This is a genomic window from Cereibacter changlensis JA139, assembly GCF_003034985.1.
Classification (GTDB): domain Bacteria; phylum Pseudomonadota; class Alphaproteobacteria; order Rhodobacterales; family Rhodobacteraceae; genus Cereibacter; species Cereibacter changlensis.
Genome location: NZ_PZKG01000032.1, coordinates 1 through 15,553, shown reverse-complemented (window position 1 = coordinate 15,553; position 15,553 = coordinate 1). Strand labels below are relative to the sequence as shown.

Below are 15,553 nucleotides of genomic sequence, written 5' to 3'. Positions count from 1 at the left end.
ACGATCGGCGGGCGAAGTTTCCGCTGCGGCAGCGGCGGGCGCCCTGCCCGGCTTCTTGCGTCCGGCGGCGGGCTTGGGCGGGCGACGATTCGAGGCATCTGGTTCAACGGAAAAGGCCGCCCCGCATCCTGGGACGGCCTTCGATGCTTCGGGGCGGAGGGATCAGGCGGGGAAGAGTTCCGAGCCCGGCATGGCCGAATGGGTCAGCAGACCCATGAGATAGCCCGCGACAGAGCGGAAGCCGACGAGGGTGAAGCCCGCCTCGTCTTGCCACAGCGCAGCGGCAACCTGCGCCGCACGGGTGCGGCGCAGCTCGCCCGGGGCGAGGTTGGACAGATCGACGGGGCAAAGCTTGGCCAGCACCTCGGTGGCCCGCTCGCCTTCGATGCGGAACATGGCGCGGGCGTCGGAGACGTCGACGACCAGCACATGCTCGCCCTTCAGCGCCTCGGTCAGCGCGGCGATCATCGCCGCCACCTCGGCATAGGGCAGGATCAGCAACAGCTCGTCCGGGCCCATCCAGCCGATGCTGCGCTGGCCTTCGGTCAGGATGCGGCGCTTCTCGGGCAGACCGAGGCCCATGCAGGCCTGCAGCGCGCCGGGAAGCGCCGCCACATCCTGCTTGCAGCGCAGGGTGATCATGCCGGTCGGGCCGATCTCGCGGATTGCGGCGAAGCCGTCGTAGCGCGCATTGCCGAGCGCGCTGATCGGGGTGATGAGCTCAGACATTCTGTTTCGCCCCCTCCTTGTCGTAGAATACCTGATCGACGATCCGCGCCTTCACCGAGCCGCCGCCGATCTTGGGGAAGTCCAGCACCTCGCCCATCCGGTCGGGCCCGCGCAGCACGAGGCCCATGGCGATGCCCTTGCCCAGCGTGGGCGAGTGGTAGCTGGAGGTGACGCGGCCTTGGGTGTTGCGCTGGCCGTTGGCATTCTTGCCCTCGGCCACGGCGATGGCGCCGTCGGGGATCACCGAGCCGTCGAGCGTCTCCAGCCCCACCAGCTTCCAGCGGTCGGGGTCGGCGAGGAAGCTGCGCTCTTGCCCGCGCTTGCCGAGGTAGTCGGCCTTCTTCTTGGAGATCGCCCAGCCGAGGCCGAGATCCTGCGGGATCACCGTGCCGTCGGTCTCGTCGCCGATCATGATGAAGCCCTTCTCGGCCCGCAGCACATGCAGCGCCTCGGTGCCGTAGGGCATTACGCCGAACTCGGCGCCCGCCGCCAGACAGGCTTCCCAGAAGGCGCGGCCCTCGCTGGCAGGGATCGCAATTTCGTAGCTCAACTCGCCCGAGAAGCTGATCCGGTAGACCCGGGCGCGGAAGCCGCCCAGCATGCCATCGGCCCATTGCATGAAGGGCAGCGTCTCTTTCGAGACATCCATCCCGCCGAGCTTTTCCAGCAGCTTGCGCGCGTTCGGCCCGACGACGGCGACCTGCGCATATTGCTCGGTGACATTGGCGGTCCAGACCTGCCAATCCCACCATTCGCATTGCAGCCAGTCTTCCATATGCGCGTGGATCCGGTCGGCGCCGCCCGAGGTGGTGTGGCAGAGCCAGGTGTCCTCGTCGATCCGGGCGACCACGCCGTCGTCGGAGAGGAAGCCGTTCTCGTTGCACATCAGCCCGTAGCGGCACTTGCCGATCGGCAGCGTCGACATGACGCCGGTGTAGAGCATGTCGAGGAAGCGGCCCGCGTCGGGGCCCTTGACGATGATCTTGCCCAGCGTCGAGGCGTCGAGCAGCCCGACATTGTTGCGCACGTTCAGCACTTCGCGATGCACGGATTTCTCGTGGCTCTCGCCGCCTTGGGTGTAGCAATAGGGCCGACGCCAGAGGCCGACCGGCTCCCAATAGGCGCCGTGGGCGTCGTGCCAGTCGTGCATCGGGGTGCGGCGCAGCGGCTGGAAGATCTCGCCGCGCGCCTCGCCGGCCAGCGCGCCGAAGGTGACGGGCGTGTAGGGCGGGCGGAAGGTGGTGGTGCCGACCTGCGGGATATGTTCGTTCAACGCATCAGCAAGCACGGCCAGACCGTTGATGTTGCTGAGTTTCCCCTGATCGGTCGCCATGCCCAGCGTGGTGTAGCGCTTGGTATGCTCCACCGACTCGTAGCCCTCGCGGGCGGCGAGCTGCACGTCCGACACCTTCACGTCGTTCTGGTAGTCGAGCCAGGCCTTGGCGCGCAGCTTGACCGGCGCGCCCTGCGGCATCAGCCAGACGGCCTCCATCGGCGCTTCCTCGGCGGCGGTGGCCTTGGGCGCCTCGCCCGCGGGCTTCGAGGCGGCCTCGCCGGCGCGGTGCGCGTCAGCCAGCGTATCGGCGGCGGGCAGCGCGCCGTTGGCGGCGCCTGCGGCGATCACCATGGCCGACCCGTCGTGGTTCAGCGGCGGGCGGGCGGCGTCGGGGCGGAAGCAGGCGGTGGCCTCGTCCCAGATCAGCTTGCCGCCGCAGTGGCTCCAGAGATGCACCACCGGCGACCAGCCGCCCGACATGGCGACGGCCTCGCAGGCGATCTCTTCCAGCACGGCGCCCTCGCCGGCCTGCGCGCAGATCGAGACGCGCTTCACCCGCTTGCCGCCCTGCACCATGGCGATGGCGCGATTGGTCTCGACCCGGATGCCCAGCTTGCGCGCCTGTTCCGGCAGCGCGCCGGTGGCGGTGAGCCGGGCGTCGAGGATCACCGGCACGGAGAGCCCGGCCTGATGCAGCGCGATGGCGGTGCGATAGGCGTCGTCGTTGTTGGTCACGACCACGGTGCGGTCGCCCGGCGAGACGGCGAAGTTCACCACATAGTCGCGCACCGCCGCGGCGAGCATGACGCCGGGGATGTCGTTGCCGGCAAAGGACAGCGGGCGTTCGATGGCGCCGGTGGCGGCGATGATCCGGCCGGCGCGGATGCGCCAGAGCCGGTGCTTCGGCCGCCCGTCGCCGGGGGTGTGGTCGGCCACCTTCTCGTCGGCCAGCACATAACCGTGGTCATAGACCCCTGCCCCCATGCAACGTTTGCGCAGGGTGACATTCTCCATCGCTTCAAGGGCTTGCACCGTGGTCTTCACCCAGGCGTCGGCGGGCTGGCCGTCGATCTCCACCCCATCCACCGGGGCGCGACCGCCCCAATGCCCGGTCTGCTCCAGCAGCATCACCCGCGCGCCGGAGCGCCCGGCGACGAGCGCCGCCTGCAGCCCAGCCACGCCGCCGCCGATCACCAGCACGTCGCAGAAGGCATAGGCCTGCTCGTAACGGTCGGCGTCGCGGTCCTTGGGCGCCTTGCCCAGACCCGCCGAGTGCCGCACGATCGGCTCGAAGACGTGCTTCCAGGCGGCGCGCGGCTGCAGGAAGGTCTTGTAGTAGAACCCCGCCGGCAGGAAGCGCGCGGCGTAGTTGTTCACCACGCCGATGTCGTTCTCCAGCGAGGGCCAGTGGTTCTGGCTTTCCGCCGTCAGCCCGTCGAAGAGCTCGGTCGTCGTGGTGCGCTGGTTCGGCTCCAGCCGGTCGCCCTTGCCGAGGTTCACCAGACCGTTCGGCTCTTCGGGGCCCGAGGCCACGATGCCGCGCGGGCGGTGATACTTGAAGCTGCGCCCGACCAGCATCTGGTCATTGGCCAGCAGCGCCGCCGAGAGCGTGTCGCCCTCGAAGCCGCGCATCCATTTGCAGTTGAAGGTGAAGCGGTGGGCCTTGCTGCGGTCGATCAGCCGGCCACCCTTTGCCAGACGCGCGCTCATTTGTAGCCCTCCCAGCCCGGTCGTTTCGCCTTGATCGCCTCGATCAGATCGGGCGGCGGGGCCGAGGTCTGTGCGGGATAGGTGCCGAAGACTTCGAGCGTCGCGGTGCAGCGCGCGGCGAGGAACCACTTGCCGCAGCCGTAGACGTGGCGCCAGCGCTCGAAATGCACCCCCTTGGGGTTCTTGCGGGCGAACATGTAGGATTCGAACTCGTCATCCGACGCGCCCGGCCCGTACCGCTTCAGATGCGCCTCATAGCCGGGGCTCAGTTCGGTCTCTTCGGCTTTGACGCCGCAATAGGGACATTCGAGGATCAGCATGCGCAGGCGCTCCGGCAGGGCCGGAGCGCGGCGCTCCGGTCAGAGGTTCGGGTAGACGATGGTTCGGTTCGAGGCGTCGTCGGAGGCGCCGCCGAAGTTGCCGGCGATGACCACCCCGTTGAGGATGAGCAGCATCCCCGCCCCGGCGCAGAACCCGGCGATGGCGACCTTGTGGCGCTTGGAGAAGGTGACAACGCGCCACTGCGCCATGTCACTGACCGAGGGCCAGCGCTTCCAGATCCAGGCGACCGGATTGATCTTGAGTTCCTCGTCGTTGTAGAGGCGGTTCGCCGTCTGAACGAGGCGGGCGTTGCGCACATACTCGTCGATTTTGTATTTCTTGATGTCGTCCCGCACCCGAGCCTTGATCTGCTCGGCCGAGGGAATGTCGTCGATGAAAGAGAACATGCGGCCATCTCCATGGAGTTGTGCTCAGGAGATACCGCATGGGCGGTCGGCGTCAAAGCGACACGGTAACGCGGGGGCATGGGGTTGAGCATCAGTGCGCCACCCCGGCGGCGACCGATTCGTCGATGAAGCGGCCCTCGCGGAAGCGCTCCATGCCGAAGGCGGCGGTCAGCGGGCCGGGCTGGCCGGTGGCCACCAGCTCGGCCATCGCCCAGCCGGACCCCGGTATCGCCTTGAATCCACCCGTCCCCCAGCCGCAGTTGATGAAGCAGTTGCCGAGCGGGGTCTTCGACAGGATGGGCGAGCGATCGCCGGTCATGTCGACGATGCCGCCCCATTGCCGCAGCATCTTGAGGCGGCTGATCATCGGGAAGGTCTCGATCAGCGCGCGCAAAGTCTCTTCAATGTGATGGAAAGACCCGCGCTGGGTATAGTTGTTGAAGCTGTCGGTGCCGCCGCCGATCACCATCTCGCCCTTGTCGGACTGGCTCATGTAGCCGTGCACGGTATTGGCCATGACCACGACATCCATGCAGGGCTTGATCGGCTCGGAGACCAGCGCCTGCAGCGCCACCGCCTCCACCGGCAGACGGAAGCCCGCCATCTCGGCCACCTGCCCCGAATGCCCGGCGACGACGATCGCCAGCTTCTTCGTGCCGATGTGGCCCTTGGTGGTCTCCACCCCGGTCACCACGCCGTTCTCCTGCGTGACGCCCTTCACCTCGCATTGCTGGATGATGTGCATGCCCATCTCGGAGCAGGCCCGGGCATAGCCCCAGGCCACCGCATCGTGCCGCGCCGTGCCGCCGCGCGCCTGGTAGAGCGCGCCGAGCACCGGATAGCGCGGGCCGTCGATGTTGATGATCGGCACCAGCTTCTTCACCTGCTCGGGCCCGATCCACTCGGTCACGACACCTTGAAGCGTGTTGGCATGGACGGTGCGCAGATAGCCGCGGACCTCGTGATGGGTCTGGGCCAGCATCAAAAGGCCGCGCGGGCTGAACATGACGTTGTAGTTCAGCTCCTGGCTCAGCGTCTCGTAGAGGCTGCGCGCCTTCTCGTAGATCGCGGCCGAGGGGTCCTGCAGGTAGTTCGAGCGGATGATCGTGGTGTTGCGGCCCGTGTTGCCGCCGCCGAGCCAGCCCTTCTCGATCACCGCGACATTGGTGATGCCGAAATTCTTCCCGAGATAATAGGCGGTTGCGAGCCCGTGGCCGCCCGCGCCGACGACGATGACGTCGTAGCTCTTCTTCGGCAGGGGCGAGGCCCAGGCGCGCTCCCATCCCGTGTGGTGGCGCAGCGCCTCGCGGGCGATGGCGAAGACCGAATAACGTTTCATGAGCCGACTCCCCGTGGCGGGCCTTGTCCCAGCCTTCTGGAACGAGGCGGCGTTATACCCGCACCCGCAAGCGGCACAATCGGTCCAAATGCGACATCACCGACCCATGCGGGCCGGAGCAGCGCCGGCGCCCCCGCCGGATTGGGCCTTTTGCGGCGGCGCGTCAGGGTTTACATGGGGGGCAAGACCTGATTGCGACAGGCAAGAGGCGGGAGCAGACGGCGCGATGATGATTTTCTGGGCAGTGACGGCGCTGATCGGTCTTGGCGTGGCGGCGATCCTGATCGCGACGCTGCTGCGCGCGGCGACGGCCGCCGAGCCCGCGGCCGCCTTCGACATGCGCGTCTACCGCGACCAGCTGCGCGAGGTCGACCGCGACCTCGCCCGCGGCATCATCGGGGCCGAGGACGCCGAGCGGCTGCGCGCCGAGGTGTCGCGCCGCGTGCTGGAGGCGGACCGCGCCCTCGCCGCCGCCCCGCAACGCGGCCGCGGGCCCGGCGCGATCTCGGTCGCCGGCGCGGCGCTGGTGGCGCTGCTGCTGGCGGGGGCCTTCGGCATCTACTTGCGTCTCGGCGCTCCGGGCTATGCCGACATGCCGATGGCCGCCCGCATCGCCGATGCCGACGCCGCCTATCGCGACCGCCCGGAGCAGGCGGCGCTGGAGGCGGAGTTCGCCGCGCTACCGCAGCCCGAGCTGCCGAACGGCGCCGACCCGAAGTTCCTCGAGCTGATGGAGCGGCTGCGCGCCGCCGTCGCCGAACGCCCGACGGACGTGCAGGGCCAGGAGCTGCTGGCCCGCAACGAGGCGGCGCTCGGCAATTTCGCCGCCGCCTCCGCGGCGCAGCGCCAGGTCATCGCCCTGACCAGCCCGCGCGACAGCGCCGAGGATCACGCGGCCCTGGCCGAGCTGATGATCCTCGCCGCCGGCGGTGTGGTCTCGCCCGAGGCCGAGGCGGCGCTGACGGCGGCGCTGCAGCGCGACCCCGAGAACGGCACGGCGCGCTATTACTCCGGGCTGATGCTGGCCCAGACCGGCCGTCCAGACATGGCCTTCCGGCTGTGGCGCGGCCTCCTGGAAGCCTCGAGCCCCGGCGATCCCTGGTACGAGCCGCTCCGGGCGCAGATCCCCGACCTCGCCTGGCGCGCCGGCGTTGACTACCAGCTGCCCGCTCCCGCCGCCGGCCCCTCGGCCGAGGATCTGCAGGCGGCGGAGGGCATGAGCGACGAAGACCGCAAGGCGATGATCGAGGGCATGGTGACCCAGTTGAACGACCGGCTCGCCACCCAGGGCGGAACCGCCGAGGAATGGGCGCAGCTGATCGGCGCCTATGGCGTGCTGGGCCAGACCGAGCGCGCCACGGCGATCTTCGCCGAGGCCCAGACCCGCTTCGAGGGCCGCGAGGCCGACCTGGCGCTGATCCGCGCTGCCGCCGACCGGGCCGGGGTGGCGCGATGATCCATGACGAGATGCCCGATTTCCTCGCCGCCCTGCCGCGCGACGGGGCCATCGCCGGGCTCGACTTCGGCGAGAAGACGGTGGGGGTGGCGGTCTCCGACCTGCGCCGCGGCATCGCCACGCCGCTCCTGACCATCCGCCGCACAAAATTCACCGAGGATGCAGCGAAGCTTCTGGAGATCATCGCGGCGCGCGGCCTCGCCGGGCTGGTGCTGGGCCTGCCGCGGAACATGGACGGCTCCGAGGGCCCGCGGGCGCAGGCGACGCGGGCCTTCGCCCGCAACCTGACCCGGCTGACGCCGCTGCCGATCGGCTTCTGGGACGAGCGGCTGTCCACCGTCGCCGCCGAACGCGCGCTGATCGAGGCGGATACGTCTCGCAAACGCCGCAAAGAGGTGATCGATCACGTCGCCGCCGGGTATATCCTGCAAGGCGTGCTGGACCGTCTGGGCCACATGAAGCGGGGGAGCGACGGGTGAAGGACGACCTCTGGCAGCGGGACGAGATCGAGAGCCCCTGCGTGAAGCTCTGCGTGATCCACCCCGAGGAACGGCTCTGCCTCGGCTGCTTCCGCACCATCGAGGAGATCTCGGCCTGGTCGCGGCTCAGCCCGGACGAGCGCCGGAGCGTGATGGCCGACCTCCCCTCCCGCGAACCCCGTCTCGCCCGCCGCCGCGGCGGCCGCGCCGGACGCCTCGACCGCTGACCCCAAGCTGATTCCGGCCGGGGGTGCCGTCCACGGGGGCATCGAGCCCCCGCGTCCGGCGTTGCCACGGAAGAGCCTTCCGCGTGGCGCTTCTCCTGGCCCAAATACTCCCGCCGGAGGCGCCTTGGCCGGACAGGGGCGCGAGATCATCGTCTCTTGCGCCTGCATCTGCGGTGGGCGCCTCCGGCGGGAGTATTTCGGCCAGGAGAAACCCGCATCCAGGAGCGACTTCCCACGGGGGAGAGACCGGGCGCGGCCTGGGCCTGGCAAGGCCGCGCAAGGGGGCTCGATGCCCCCGCGCGCCCCGGATCAGGCGGGTTGCTGGGCGACGAGCGCCGCGGTCACGTCTTCGGGCGTGCCGATGGCGCGGGTGGCGGCGCCCTTGGCGATGCGCTTGATCATGCCGGAGAGCGCCTTGCCGGCGCCGATCTCCCAGAACTCCGTGACCCCGGCGCCTTCCATCCACTGCACGCTTTCGCGCCAGCGCACCGCGCCGGTGACCTGGGCCACCAAGAGCGCGCGGATCCGGTCGGGTTCGGTCACCGCCTCGGCGCGGACGTTCACCACCACCGGCACCAGCGGCGCCTCGATCACCACGGCGGCGAGCGCCTCGGACATCACGCTGGCGGCGGGCTGCATCAGGGCGCAGTGGAAGGGCGCGCTCACCGGCAGCAGGAGGGCGCGTTTCGCCCCCCGCGCCTTGGCCAGCTCCACCGCGCGCTCCACCGCCGCCTTGTGGCCCGAGACCACCACCTGCGCCGGGTCGTTGTCATTGGCGGCCTGGCAGACCTCGTCGCCCGCCGCCTCATGCGCGATCTCGACCACGGTGTCGTAGTCGAGCCCGAGCAGCGCCGCCATGGCGCCGACGCCGACCGGCACCGCCTCCTGCATGGCGATGCCGCGCACCTGCAGCAGCCGGGCGGTGTCGGCGAGGCCGAGCGAGCCGGCGGCGCAGAGCGCGGAGTACTCGCCGAGCGAGTGGCCGGCGACGAAGGAGGCGGTGGCGATGCCGAGCCCCTCGGTCTCCAGCGCGGCGAGAGCGGCCATCGAGGTCGCCATCAGCGCGGGCTGGGCGTTCTGCGTCAGGGTGAGCGTCTCGATGTCTCCCTCCCAGATCAGCTTAGACAGGTCCTGCCCCAGCGCCTCGTCGACCTCCTGGAACACGGCCCGCGCCGCGGGATAGGCCTCGGCCAGGGCGCGGCCCATGCCGATGGTCTGGGCGCCCTGCCCGGGGAAAACGAATGCGCGGCTCATGGCGATCTCCTTCATCTCTTGCTCCGGCCATACCCCGGCGCGGCCGGCGGTGCAATCTGGCGCACAACCCCTGTGCGCTTCGGTCCAGTCCGCCCGGTTCCGGCCGGCCGCCGGCGCTGCTACCCTGCGGGCCAGATTTCGGAGACATCATGCCCCTTTCCAACACCTCGCGCAGCTATGGCGGCGTCGCCCGCGCCTTGCACTGGCTCACCGCCCTCTTGATCCTCAGCGCCATCCCGCTCGGCTGGATCGCCAACCGCCTGCCCTATGACAGCGCCGAGGCGCTGGCCGAGAAGGCGCAGCTCTTCTCGCTGCACAAGAGCCTCGGCGTCGCCGCCTTCGCCGTGGCGCTGGCGCGCATCCTCTGGGCGCTGACCCAGCCGCGCCCTGCCCCGCTGCACCCCGAGCGGCGGCTGGAGACGGCCTTGGCCGAGACGGTGCACTGGCTGCTCTATCTGTCGCTCCTGCTGGTGCCGCTGGCGGGATGGGTGCATCACGCGGCCACCAGCGGCTTCGCGCCGATCCTCTGGCCCTTCGGTCAGGATCTGCCCTTCGTGCCGAAATCCGAAACGGTGGCCGGGATCGCCGCCGCGGCGCATTGGCTTTTCGCGCGGCTGCTGATCCTGTCGCTCGTGCTGCATATCGCCGGCGCGCTGAAGCATCACCTGATCGACCGCGACTCCGTCTTGCGGCGGATGACGCGCGGCGAGGCGGCGCCGGAGGGGCCGGTCGCGCCGCATCGGGTAGCGCCCGCGCTGGCGGCGCTGGCGGTCTATGCGCTGGGGGCCGGGATCGCGGTGGCGCTGGTCCCGCCGAAGACCGAGGCGCAGCCGGCGCTGGCGGCGGTTACCTCTGATTGGGTGGTGACCGAGGGTGAACTCGGCTTCACCGTGCGGCAGATGGGAGCGGAGGTCGAGGGCTCCTTCGCCGACTGGACCGCGGCGATCCGCTTCGACGAGACGCCGGTAGAAGGGAAGAACGGCGAGGTGACGGTGACCATCGCCACCGGCAGCCTGACGCTCGGCTCGGTGACCGAACAGGCCAAGGCGCCGGAGTTCTTCGACAGCGCTGCCCAGCCGACGGCGAGCTTCACCGCCGAGATCCGGCCGGAGGGCGAGGCCTATGTGGCGGAAGGCGCGCTGACCCTGCGCGGCGTCACCGTGCCGGTCACCCTGCCCTTCACGCTGGAGCTTGACGGCGACACGGCGAAGATGGCCGGCGGCACGACGCTGGACCGGCGCGATTTCGGCATGGGGGCGAGCTATGCCGATGAAGCCTCGGTCGGCTTCGCGGTCGAGGTGGATGTGGCGCTGACGGCGACCCGGGAAGAGTGAGGCCCCATGTCCGGCGACGCCTGACGCGCGTCGGGCGGCGCCGGGTCAGGCGTTTGTGGATCGGGAGGTCTCGGGCCAGTTCCGGTCGCCGGGCGGGCAAGGGCAGCGTCGGTAAGACGGCAATGACCGACCTGCCCTCACCCCTGAACGGCGAGGCACTTCGACAAGCACCCCGCCAACCGGCCATCGCAAATGAAAAAAGGCCGCCGGATCGCTCCGGCGGCCTTTTCCGTTCAGCGGGCGGCGATCACTCGGCCTTCATAGCCTCGATCGAGATCGTCACCTGGACCTCGTCCGACACGAAGGGCGCGAAGGCGCCGAGGTTGTAGTCGGAACGCAGCAGCGTGGTGGTGGCGTCGAAGCCGGCCCAAGGCTTGTTCTCCATCGGGTGCATGCCGGCCTGGTTCAGCACGGCGTCGAGCACGACCGGCTTCGTCACGCCGTTCAGGGTCAGGTCGCCGGTGATCTTGGCAGTGGTCTCGCCGGTCACCTCGATGCCGGTGGAGGTGAAGCTCACCATCTCGTCATCGGCGGCGTCGAAGAAGTCGGGCGACATGAAATGCTCGAAGCGCGCTTCCCAGCCGGTCAGCATCGACTTCACCGGGAAGGAGACCTCGACCGAGGAGGCCGCCGGGTCTTCCTGGTCGAAGGCGATCTCGCCCTCGAAGCCCGAGAACATGCCGGTGCCGGTCGAGAAGCCGAGGTGGTTGTAGGTGAAGACGATCTGGCTGTGGCTCGGGTCGAGCGTGTAGCTCTCGGCGGCGGCATGGGCGGCGGTGCCGAGGGCGAGGGTCGAGACGAAAACGAGGGGGAGGAAGCTGCGGGTCATGGATGGCTCCGGGTAAGGAATGACGGGTTGTCCCGCCCTAGATGCACCTGCAGCGATGCGGGCTCAACCGCACAGTGCCGCGCAAGTCTTGTTCACCCGCGCACAGGCGGTTCAGCGCTTGCATCGGCGCCGGACGCCTGTATAAGACCGCATCCTTCCGCACTCACGTGAACCGGCGCAGCCTCTCGTGGACGGGCCGCGGAAGGGATGGCCCGACCTATGAAATGCGCCCTGTCAGATCGGAGACCACATGCCGCTTTACGAGCATGTTTTCATCTCGCGTCAGGATCTTTCCAACGCACAGGCCGAAGGCCTCATCGAGCATTTCTCCACGGTGCTCGCGGATAACGGCGGCAACGTCGTCGAGCGCGAATACTGGGGCGTCAAGACGATGGCCTACAAGATCAACAAGAACCGCAAGGGCCACTACGCCTTCCTGAAGTCGGACGCCCCCTCGGCTGCCGTTCAGGAGATGGAGCGTCTGATGCGCCTGCATGACGACGTGATGCGCGTGCTGACCATCAAGGTCGACAAGCATGCCGAGGGCCCGTCGGTGCAGATGCAGAAGCGCGACGAGCGCGAGCGCGGCGACCGTCCGGACCGTGGCGACCGCCCGGATCGCGGCGACCGTGGCGACCGTCCGGAGCGCAGCTTCGGCAGCGACCGTGGTGGAGATCGCGGCGGCTTCGGCGCGCGGCGCTGATCAGGCAGGAAAGGATATAACCCATGGCGAACAAACCGTTTTTCCGCCGCCGCAAGGTCTGCCCCTTCTCGGGCGACAACGCACCGGCGATCGACTACAAAGACACGCGTCTGCTGATGCGCTACATCTCCGAGCGCGGCAAGATCGTCCCGTCGCGCATCACCGCCGTTTCGGCGATCAAGCAGCGTGAGCTGGCCCGTGCGATCAAGCGCGCCCGCTTCCTCGCCCTGCTGCCCTACGCTGTGAAGTAAGGAGCACCCGCACATGCAAGTCATCCTTCTTCAGCGCGTCGCCAAGCTCGGTCAGATGGGCGAGGTCGTGAACGTCAAGGACGGTTACGCCCGCAACTTCCTCTTGCCGCAAGGCAAGGCCCTGCGCGCCAACGAGTCGAACATCAAGTCGTTCGAGGCCCGCAAGGTTCAGCTGGAAACGCAGAACCTCGAGACCAAGAAAGAGGCCGAAGTCGTCGCCGCCAAACTCGACGGCCAGACCTTCGTCATCATCCGCTCCGCTTCCGACTCGGGCGCGCTCTACGGCTCCGTCACCACCCGTGACGCCGCCGACGTCGCCACCGCCGAGGGCTTCTCGGTCGAGCGCGGCCAGGTTGTCCTGGACCGTCCGATCAAGGACCTCGGTCTGCACCCGGTGACCGTGGTGCTGCACCCGGAAGTCACGGTGAAGATCACCATGAACGTCGCGCGTTCGGTGGAAGAAGCCGAGCTTCAGGCGGCCGGCAAATCGATCATGGAGCTGGCGGCGGAAGCCGAAGCGGCTGCCGAGTTCGAGATCGCCGAGCTGTTCGACGAGATGGGCGCGGCCCAGGACGGCGAAGACCTCTGATCCCTCCGGGATCTTTGAAACCGCGCCGGGAGACCGGCGCGGTTTTTTCATGCCCGGATTTTATTGCGCAGTCTTCGCTTCTGTAGCGTATTTCCCCGCTTCCGCCCCAAGGGCGGTATCCGCATCCTGCCGGCGCTCTGCGTCCCAGAGCAGCCGCGGCAATTTCCTGTTCCACCTGATCGCCCAGCCGATGCCAACGGCGCCCTGTCGCTCTACGGTGCTGGCACGCATTCCGCTGCCGCAGCGCTTCCCCATCCACAAGCTGATCGTCGCCGACCCGCGGAGTGGCTGGCCATGAACCCGCCCAAAAATGAAAAGGGCCGCTCCCGGAGGAGCGGCCCTTCCTGTCATCAGGGGACAGGGATCAGAGCTCGTCGAGCGCCTCGATCGCCTTCTGCAGCTCGTCCTTGCTGATCTCCTTCTCGGTCACGGTCGCGCCGGCCACGATGTGGTCGACCACCTTGTCCTCGAAGATCGGCGCGCGCAGCTGCTGCTGGATCTGCTGGTTCTTCTGCACGAACTCGAAGTACTGGCGCTCCTGCCCCGGGTATTGCCGGGCCTGCGCCAGGACCGCTTGGGTCATCTCGGCGTCGGTCACGGTGATCTCGGCCTTGCGGCCGATTTCGGCCAGCAGGAGGCCCAGACGCACGCGGCGCTCGGCCAGCTTCTTGTGCTCGTCCGTCGCCTCCACATGGCCATGGTTGTGGCCCTGCTCTTCCGGGTGCTCCTCGTGCCAGAGCTGGTGCGCGATCTGCGCGGCCTCGGCTTCGACCAGCGAGCTCGGCAGGTCGAAGGAGACCATGCCGTCGAGCTGGTCGAGCAGCGCGCGCTTCATCACGGCGCGGGCGGCGCCCTTGAACTCGGCTTCCAGACGCTCGGCGATCTGGGTCTTCAGACCGGCCAGATCCTCGGCGCCGTATTTCTTCGCCAGCTCGTCATCGACTTCCGCCGGCTTCGGGGCTTTCACGGCCTTCACGGTGCAGGCGAATTCGGCTTCCTTGCCGGCGAGGTGCTTCGCGCCGTATTCGGCCGGGAAGGAGACCTTCACCGTCACCTCGTCGCCGGCCTTCGCGCCGACCAGCTGCTCTTCGAAGCCGGGGATGAACGAGCCCGAGCCCAGCACCAGCGGGTAGTCTTCGGCGGTGCCGCCCTCGAACAGCTCGCCGTCGACCGAGCCCTTGAAGTCGATCACGACCTGGTCGCCGTCCTTGGCCTTGGTGCCCTTCTTGCGATCCTCGAAAGATTGCGCGGAGGCGGCGAGGTTGGTCAGCGCCTCGTCGACCGAAGCCTCGTCGGCCTTCACGGTCAGACGCTCCAGCGTCACGGCGCTGGCGTCGATCTCCGGGATCTCCGGCAGGGCTTCATAGCTCATCTCGACCACGACGTCCTGGCCCTCGGCCCAGGTCTCGCCGCCGACCATCTTCACTTCCGGCTGCATCGCCGGGCGGTGACCCGAGGTCTCGAGGTGGTTCTTCATCGCGCCGTCGATGGCGTCCTGCATCGCGTCGCCCAGAAGGCGCGGGCCGAACTGCTTTTTCAGCATGGCCATCGGCACCTTGCCCTTGCGGAAGCCCTTCATCTCGACCTCGGGCTGAGCCTCGATCAGTTTTTCCTGGACCTTGGCGTCCAGTTCCGCAGCCGTCACCGTGATGGTGTAGCCGCGCTTCAGACCTTCGTTCAGGGTTTCGGTGACCTGCATATGTATCCGTCCTCTTTGTTCCTATGGTGCGGGTGAAGGGACTCGAACCCCCACGCCTTGCGGCGGCAGGACCTAAACCTGCTGCGTCTACCAGTTCCGCCACACCCGCACATCACTCAAAGCGCGGCCCTGCCGTTTCCGGCCAGAACCGCGCCTTGAAAATCCGCGCCCTTCTAACAAAGCCCCGGGCGCGATGCGAGAGGAAAAGCATGCGGCGGCGCGGCATGGCGGGCCTCCGCGGGGCGCCGATCCGGGCGGGCTAGAGGCCGAGCCCGCAGAACACGCGGGGAAGCTCCTCCGGCAGGTCCTCGGCGATCAGCCCTGGGCCGAAGCCGCGCGCCGCCTCGACATGCAGGAAGGCCGCCGACCCGGCCGCGTCGAGCGGCGTCCAGCCGCGTGCAAGGAGCCCGGCGATCATCCCCGCCAGCACGTCGCCCGCCCCGGCGGTGGCGAGCCAGGGGGCTTCGCGCTCGCGCAGCGCGGGGTTCAGGAGCGCCCGGCCATCCGGGGCCGCGATCACCGTGTCGGGGCCCTTCATGAGCACCGTGCAGCCGGCGCGGGCCGCCGCCGCGCGGCAGGCGTCGAGCTTGGAGAAGGCCGGGCCGGGCGGCGCCGGGGCCGCCAGCCGTTCGGCCAGATCGGGGAACAGCCGGGCAAACTCGCCGGCATGCGGCGTCAGCACGCACCGGTCATGCAGCAGTGCGAAGAGCCCCGGATCCCGCGCCAGCAGGGTCAGCGCGTCGGCGTCCATCACCAGGGGCCTCCGGCTCGCCAAGGCCGCCCGCACCAGCCCCGCCTCGCGCGGGCCGAGCCCCAGCCCCGGCCCGAGGCAGAGCGCCGAGATCCGCGCATCGGCCAGAAGCGCCTCCAGCACCGCGGCGTCGGCCAGCGGCCGCAGCATCACCGCGTCGAGCCGGGCGGCGTTCTCGGGCCAGCGCCGGCTCCGGGCA

The 15,553-nt window shown here is 69.0% G+C and carries 16 protein-coding genes and 1 tRNA gene; 7 read left to right on the top strand and 10 right to left on the bottom strand.

Annotated elements, in window-relative coordinates; all coding sequences use genetic code 11:
• Positions 1 to 162: 162 nt before the first annotated feature.
• From C5F48_RS09375 to C5F48_RS09355, 5 genes are all read right to left on the bottom strand, one after another.
• Positions 163 to 729, bottom strand: a complete 567-nt coding sequence (locus tag C5F48_RS09375; RefSeq protein WP_107663645.1) for a sarcosine oxidase subunit gamma — start codon at positions 727 to 729, stop codon at positions 163 to 165.
• Positions 722 to 3,715: a sarcosine oxidase subunit alpha family protein gene (locus C5F48_RS09370; RefSeq protein WP_107663644.1), complete on the bottom strand. Its 2,994-nt coding sequence runs from the start codon at positions 3,713 to 3,715 to the stop codon at positions 722 to 724. The genes C5F48_RS09375 and C5F48_RS09370 overlap by 8 nt, the downstream gene beginning before the upstream one ends.
• On the bottom strand, positions 3,712 to 4,035 hold the full coding sequence (locus tag C5F48_RS09365) for a sarcosine oxidase subunit delta (RefSeq protein ID WP_107663643.1): 324 nt from the start codon (positions 4,033 to 4,035) through the stop codon (positions 3,712 to 3,714). The genes C5F48_RS09370 and C5F48_RS09365 overlap by 4 nt, the downstream gene beginning before the upstream one ends.
• Positions 4,036 to 4,074: 39 nt before the next feature.
• Positions 4,075 to 4,443 carry an MFS transporter gene (locus C5F48_RS09360; protein WP_107663642.1) on the bottom strand — a complete coding sequence of 123 codons (369 nt, stop codon included), beginning with the start codon at positions 4,441 to 4,443 and terminating at the stop codon, positions 4,075 to 4,077.
• Positions 4,444 to 4,534: 91 nt separating this feature from the next.
• A complete protein-coding gene (locus tag C5F48_RS09355) occupies positions 4,535 to 5,782 on the bottom strand; it encodes a sarcosine oxidase subunit beta family protein (RefSeq protein ID WP_107663641.1) in 1,248 nt (415 codons plus the stop codon).
• Between the two features lie 226 nt (positions 5,783 to 6,008).
• On the opposite strand from C5F48_RS09355, the gene ccmI reads away from it, so the two are divergent.
• Genes ccmI through C5F48_RS09340 form a run of 3 tightly spaced genes read left to right on the top strand, consistent with a single transcriptional unit; the run spans position 6,009 to position 7,944 of the window.
• Positions 6,009 to 7,238 (top strand): c-type cytochrome biogenesis protein CcmI, encoded by a 1,230-nt coding sequence (gene ccmI, locus C5F48_RS09350; RefSeq protein ID WP_107663640.1) that lies wholly within the window; start codon positions 6,009 to 6,011, stop codon positions 7,236 to 7,238.
• A complete protein-coding gene (gene ruvX, locus C5F48_RS09345) occupies positions 7,235 to 7,717 on the top strand; it encodes a Holliday junction resolvase RuvX (protein ID WP_107663639.1) in 483 nt (160 codons plus the stop codon). Before ccmI ends, ruvX begins: the two co-directional genes overlap by 4 nt.
• Positions 7,714 to 7,944, top strand: a complete 231-nt coding sequence (locus C5F48_RS09340) for a DUF1289 domain-containing protein (protein WP_107663638.1) — start codon at positions 7,714 to 7,716, stop codon at positions 7,942 to 7,944. The genes ruvX and C5F48_RS09340 overlap by 4 nt, the downstream gene beginning before the upstream one ends.
• A 309-nt stretch (positions 7,945 to 8,253) precedes the next feature.
• Here the strand turns inward: C5F48_RS09340 and fabD are convergent, their stop codons facing one another.
• The gene (fabD, locus tag C5F48_RS09335; protein WP_107663662.1) at positions 8,254 to 9,198 is read right to left on the bottom strand and encodes an ACP S-malonyltransferase; all 945 of its coding nucleotides are present in this window, start codon (positions 9,196 to 9,198) and stop codon (positions 8,254 to 8,256) included.
• 149 nt (positions 9,199 to 9,347) lie between these two features.
• Here fabD and C5F48_RS09330 point away from each other — a divergent pair, with 149 nt between their 5' ends.
• Positions 9,348 to 10,532, top strand: a complete 1,185-nt coding sequence (locus C5F48_RS09330) for a cytochrome b/b6 domain-containing protein (RefSeq protein WP_107663637.1) — start codon at positions 9,348 to 9,350, stop codon at positions 10,530 to 10,532.
• Positions 10,533 to 10,779: 247 nt separating this feature from the next.
• Here the strand turns inward: C5F48_RS09330 and C5F48_RS09325 are convergent, their stop codons facing one another.
• The gene (locus tag C5F48_RS09325) at positions 10,780 to 11,361 is read right to left on the bottom strand and encodes a YceI family protein (protein WP_107663636.1); all 582 of its coding nucleotides are present in this window, start codon (positions 11,359 to 11,361) and stop codon (positions 10,780 to 10,782) included.
• Between the two features lie 250 nt (positions 11,362 to 11,611).
• Here C5F48_RS09325 and rpsF point away from each other — a divergent pair, with 250 nt between their 5' ends.
• From rpsF to rplI, 3 genes are read left to right on the top strand one after another with little or no spacing between them, the layout of a single operon-like run.
• Positions 11,612 to 12,064, top strand: a complete 453-nt coding sequence (rpsF, locus tag C5F48_RS09320) for a 30S ribosomal protein S6 (protein WP_107663635.1) — start codon at positions 11,612 to 11,614, stop codon at positions 12,062 to 12,064.
• Between the two features lie 23 nt (positions 12,065 to 12,087).
• Positions 12,088 to 12,315 carry a 30S ribosomal protein S18 gene (gene rpsR, locus C5F48_RS09315; protein WP_107663634.1) on the top strand — a complete coding sequence of 76 codons (228 nt, stop codon included), beginning with the start codon at positions 12,088 to 12,090 and terminating at the stop codon, positions 12,313 to 12,315.
• 13 nt (positions 12,316 to 12,328) lie between these two features.
• Positions 12,329 to 12,904, top strand: coding sequence for a 50S ribosomal protein L9 (rplI, locus tag C5F48_RS09310; RefSeq protein ID WP_107663633.1), 576 nt, complete (start codon positions 12,329 to 12,331; stop codon positions 12,902 to 12,904).
• 364 nt (positions 12,905 to 13,268) lie between these two features.
• Here rplI and tig read toward each other — a convergent pair whose 3' ends face one another.
• The 3 genes from tig to C5F48_RS09295 form a co-directional block, all read right to left on the bottom strand.
• Entirely contained in the window at positions 13,269 to 14,603 is a 1,335-nt protein-coding gene (gene tig / locus C5F48_RS09305; protein ID WP_107663632.1) for a trigger factor, read from the bottom strand.
• Between the two features lie 24 nt (positions 14,604 to 14,627).
• Positions 14,628 to 14,712 (bottom strand) — tRNA-Leu (locus tag C5F48_RS09300).
• Positions 14,713 to 14,862: 150 nt separating this feature from the next.
• On the bottom strand, positions 14,863 to 15,553 hold a 691-nt coding region (locus C5F48_RS09295), incomplete at its 5' end, for an ADP-dependent NAD(P)H-hydrate dehydratase (RefSeq protein ID WP_146170572.1).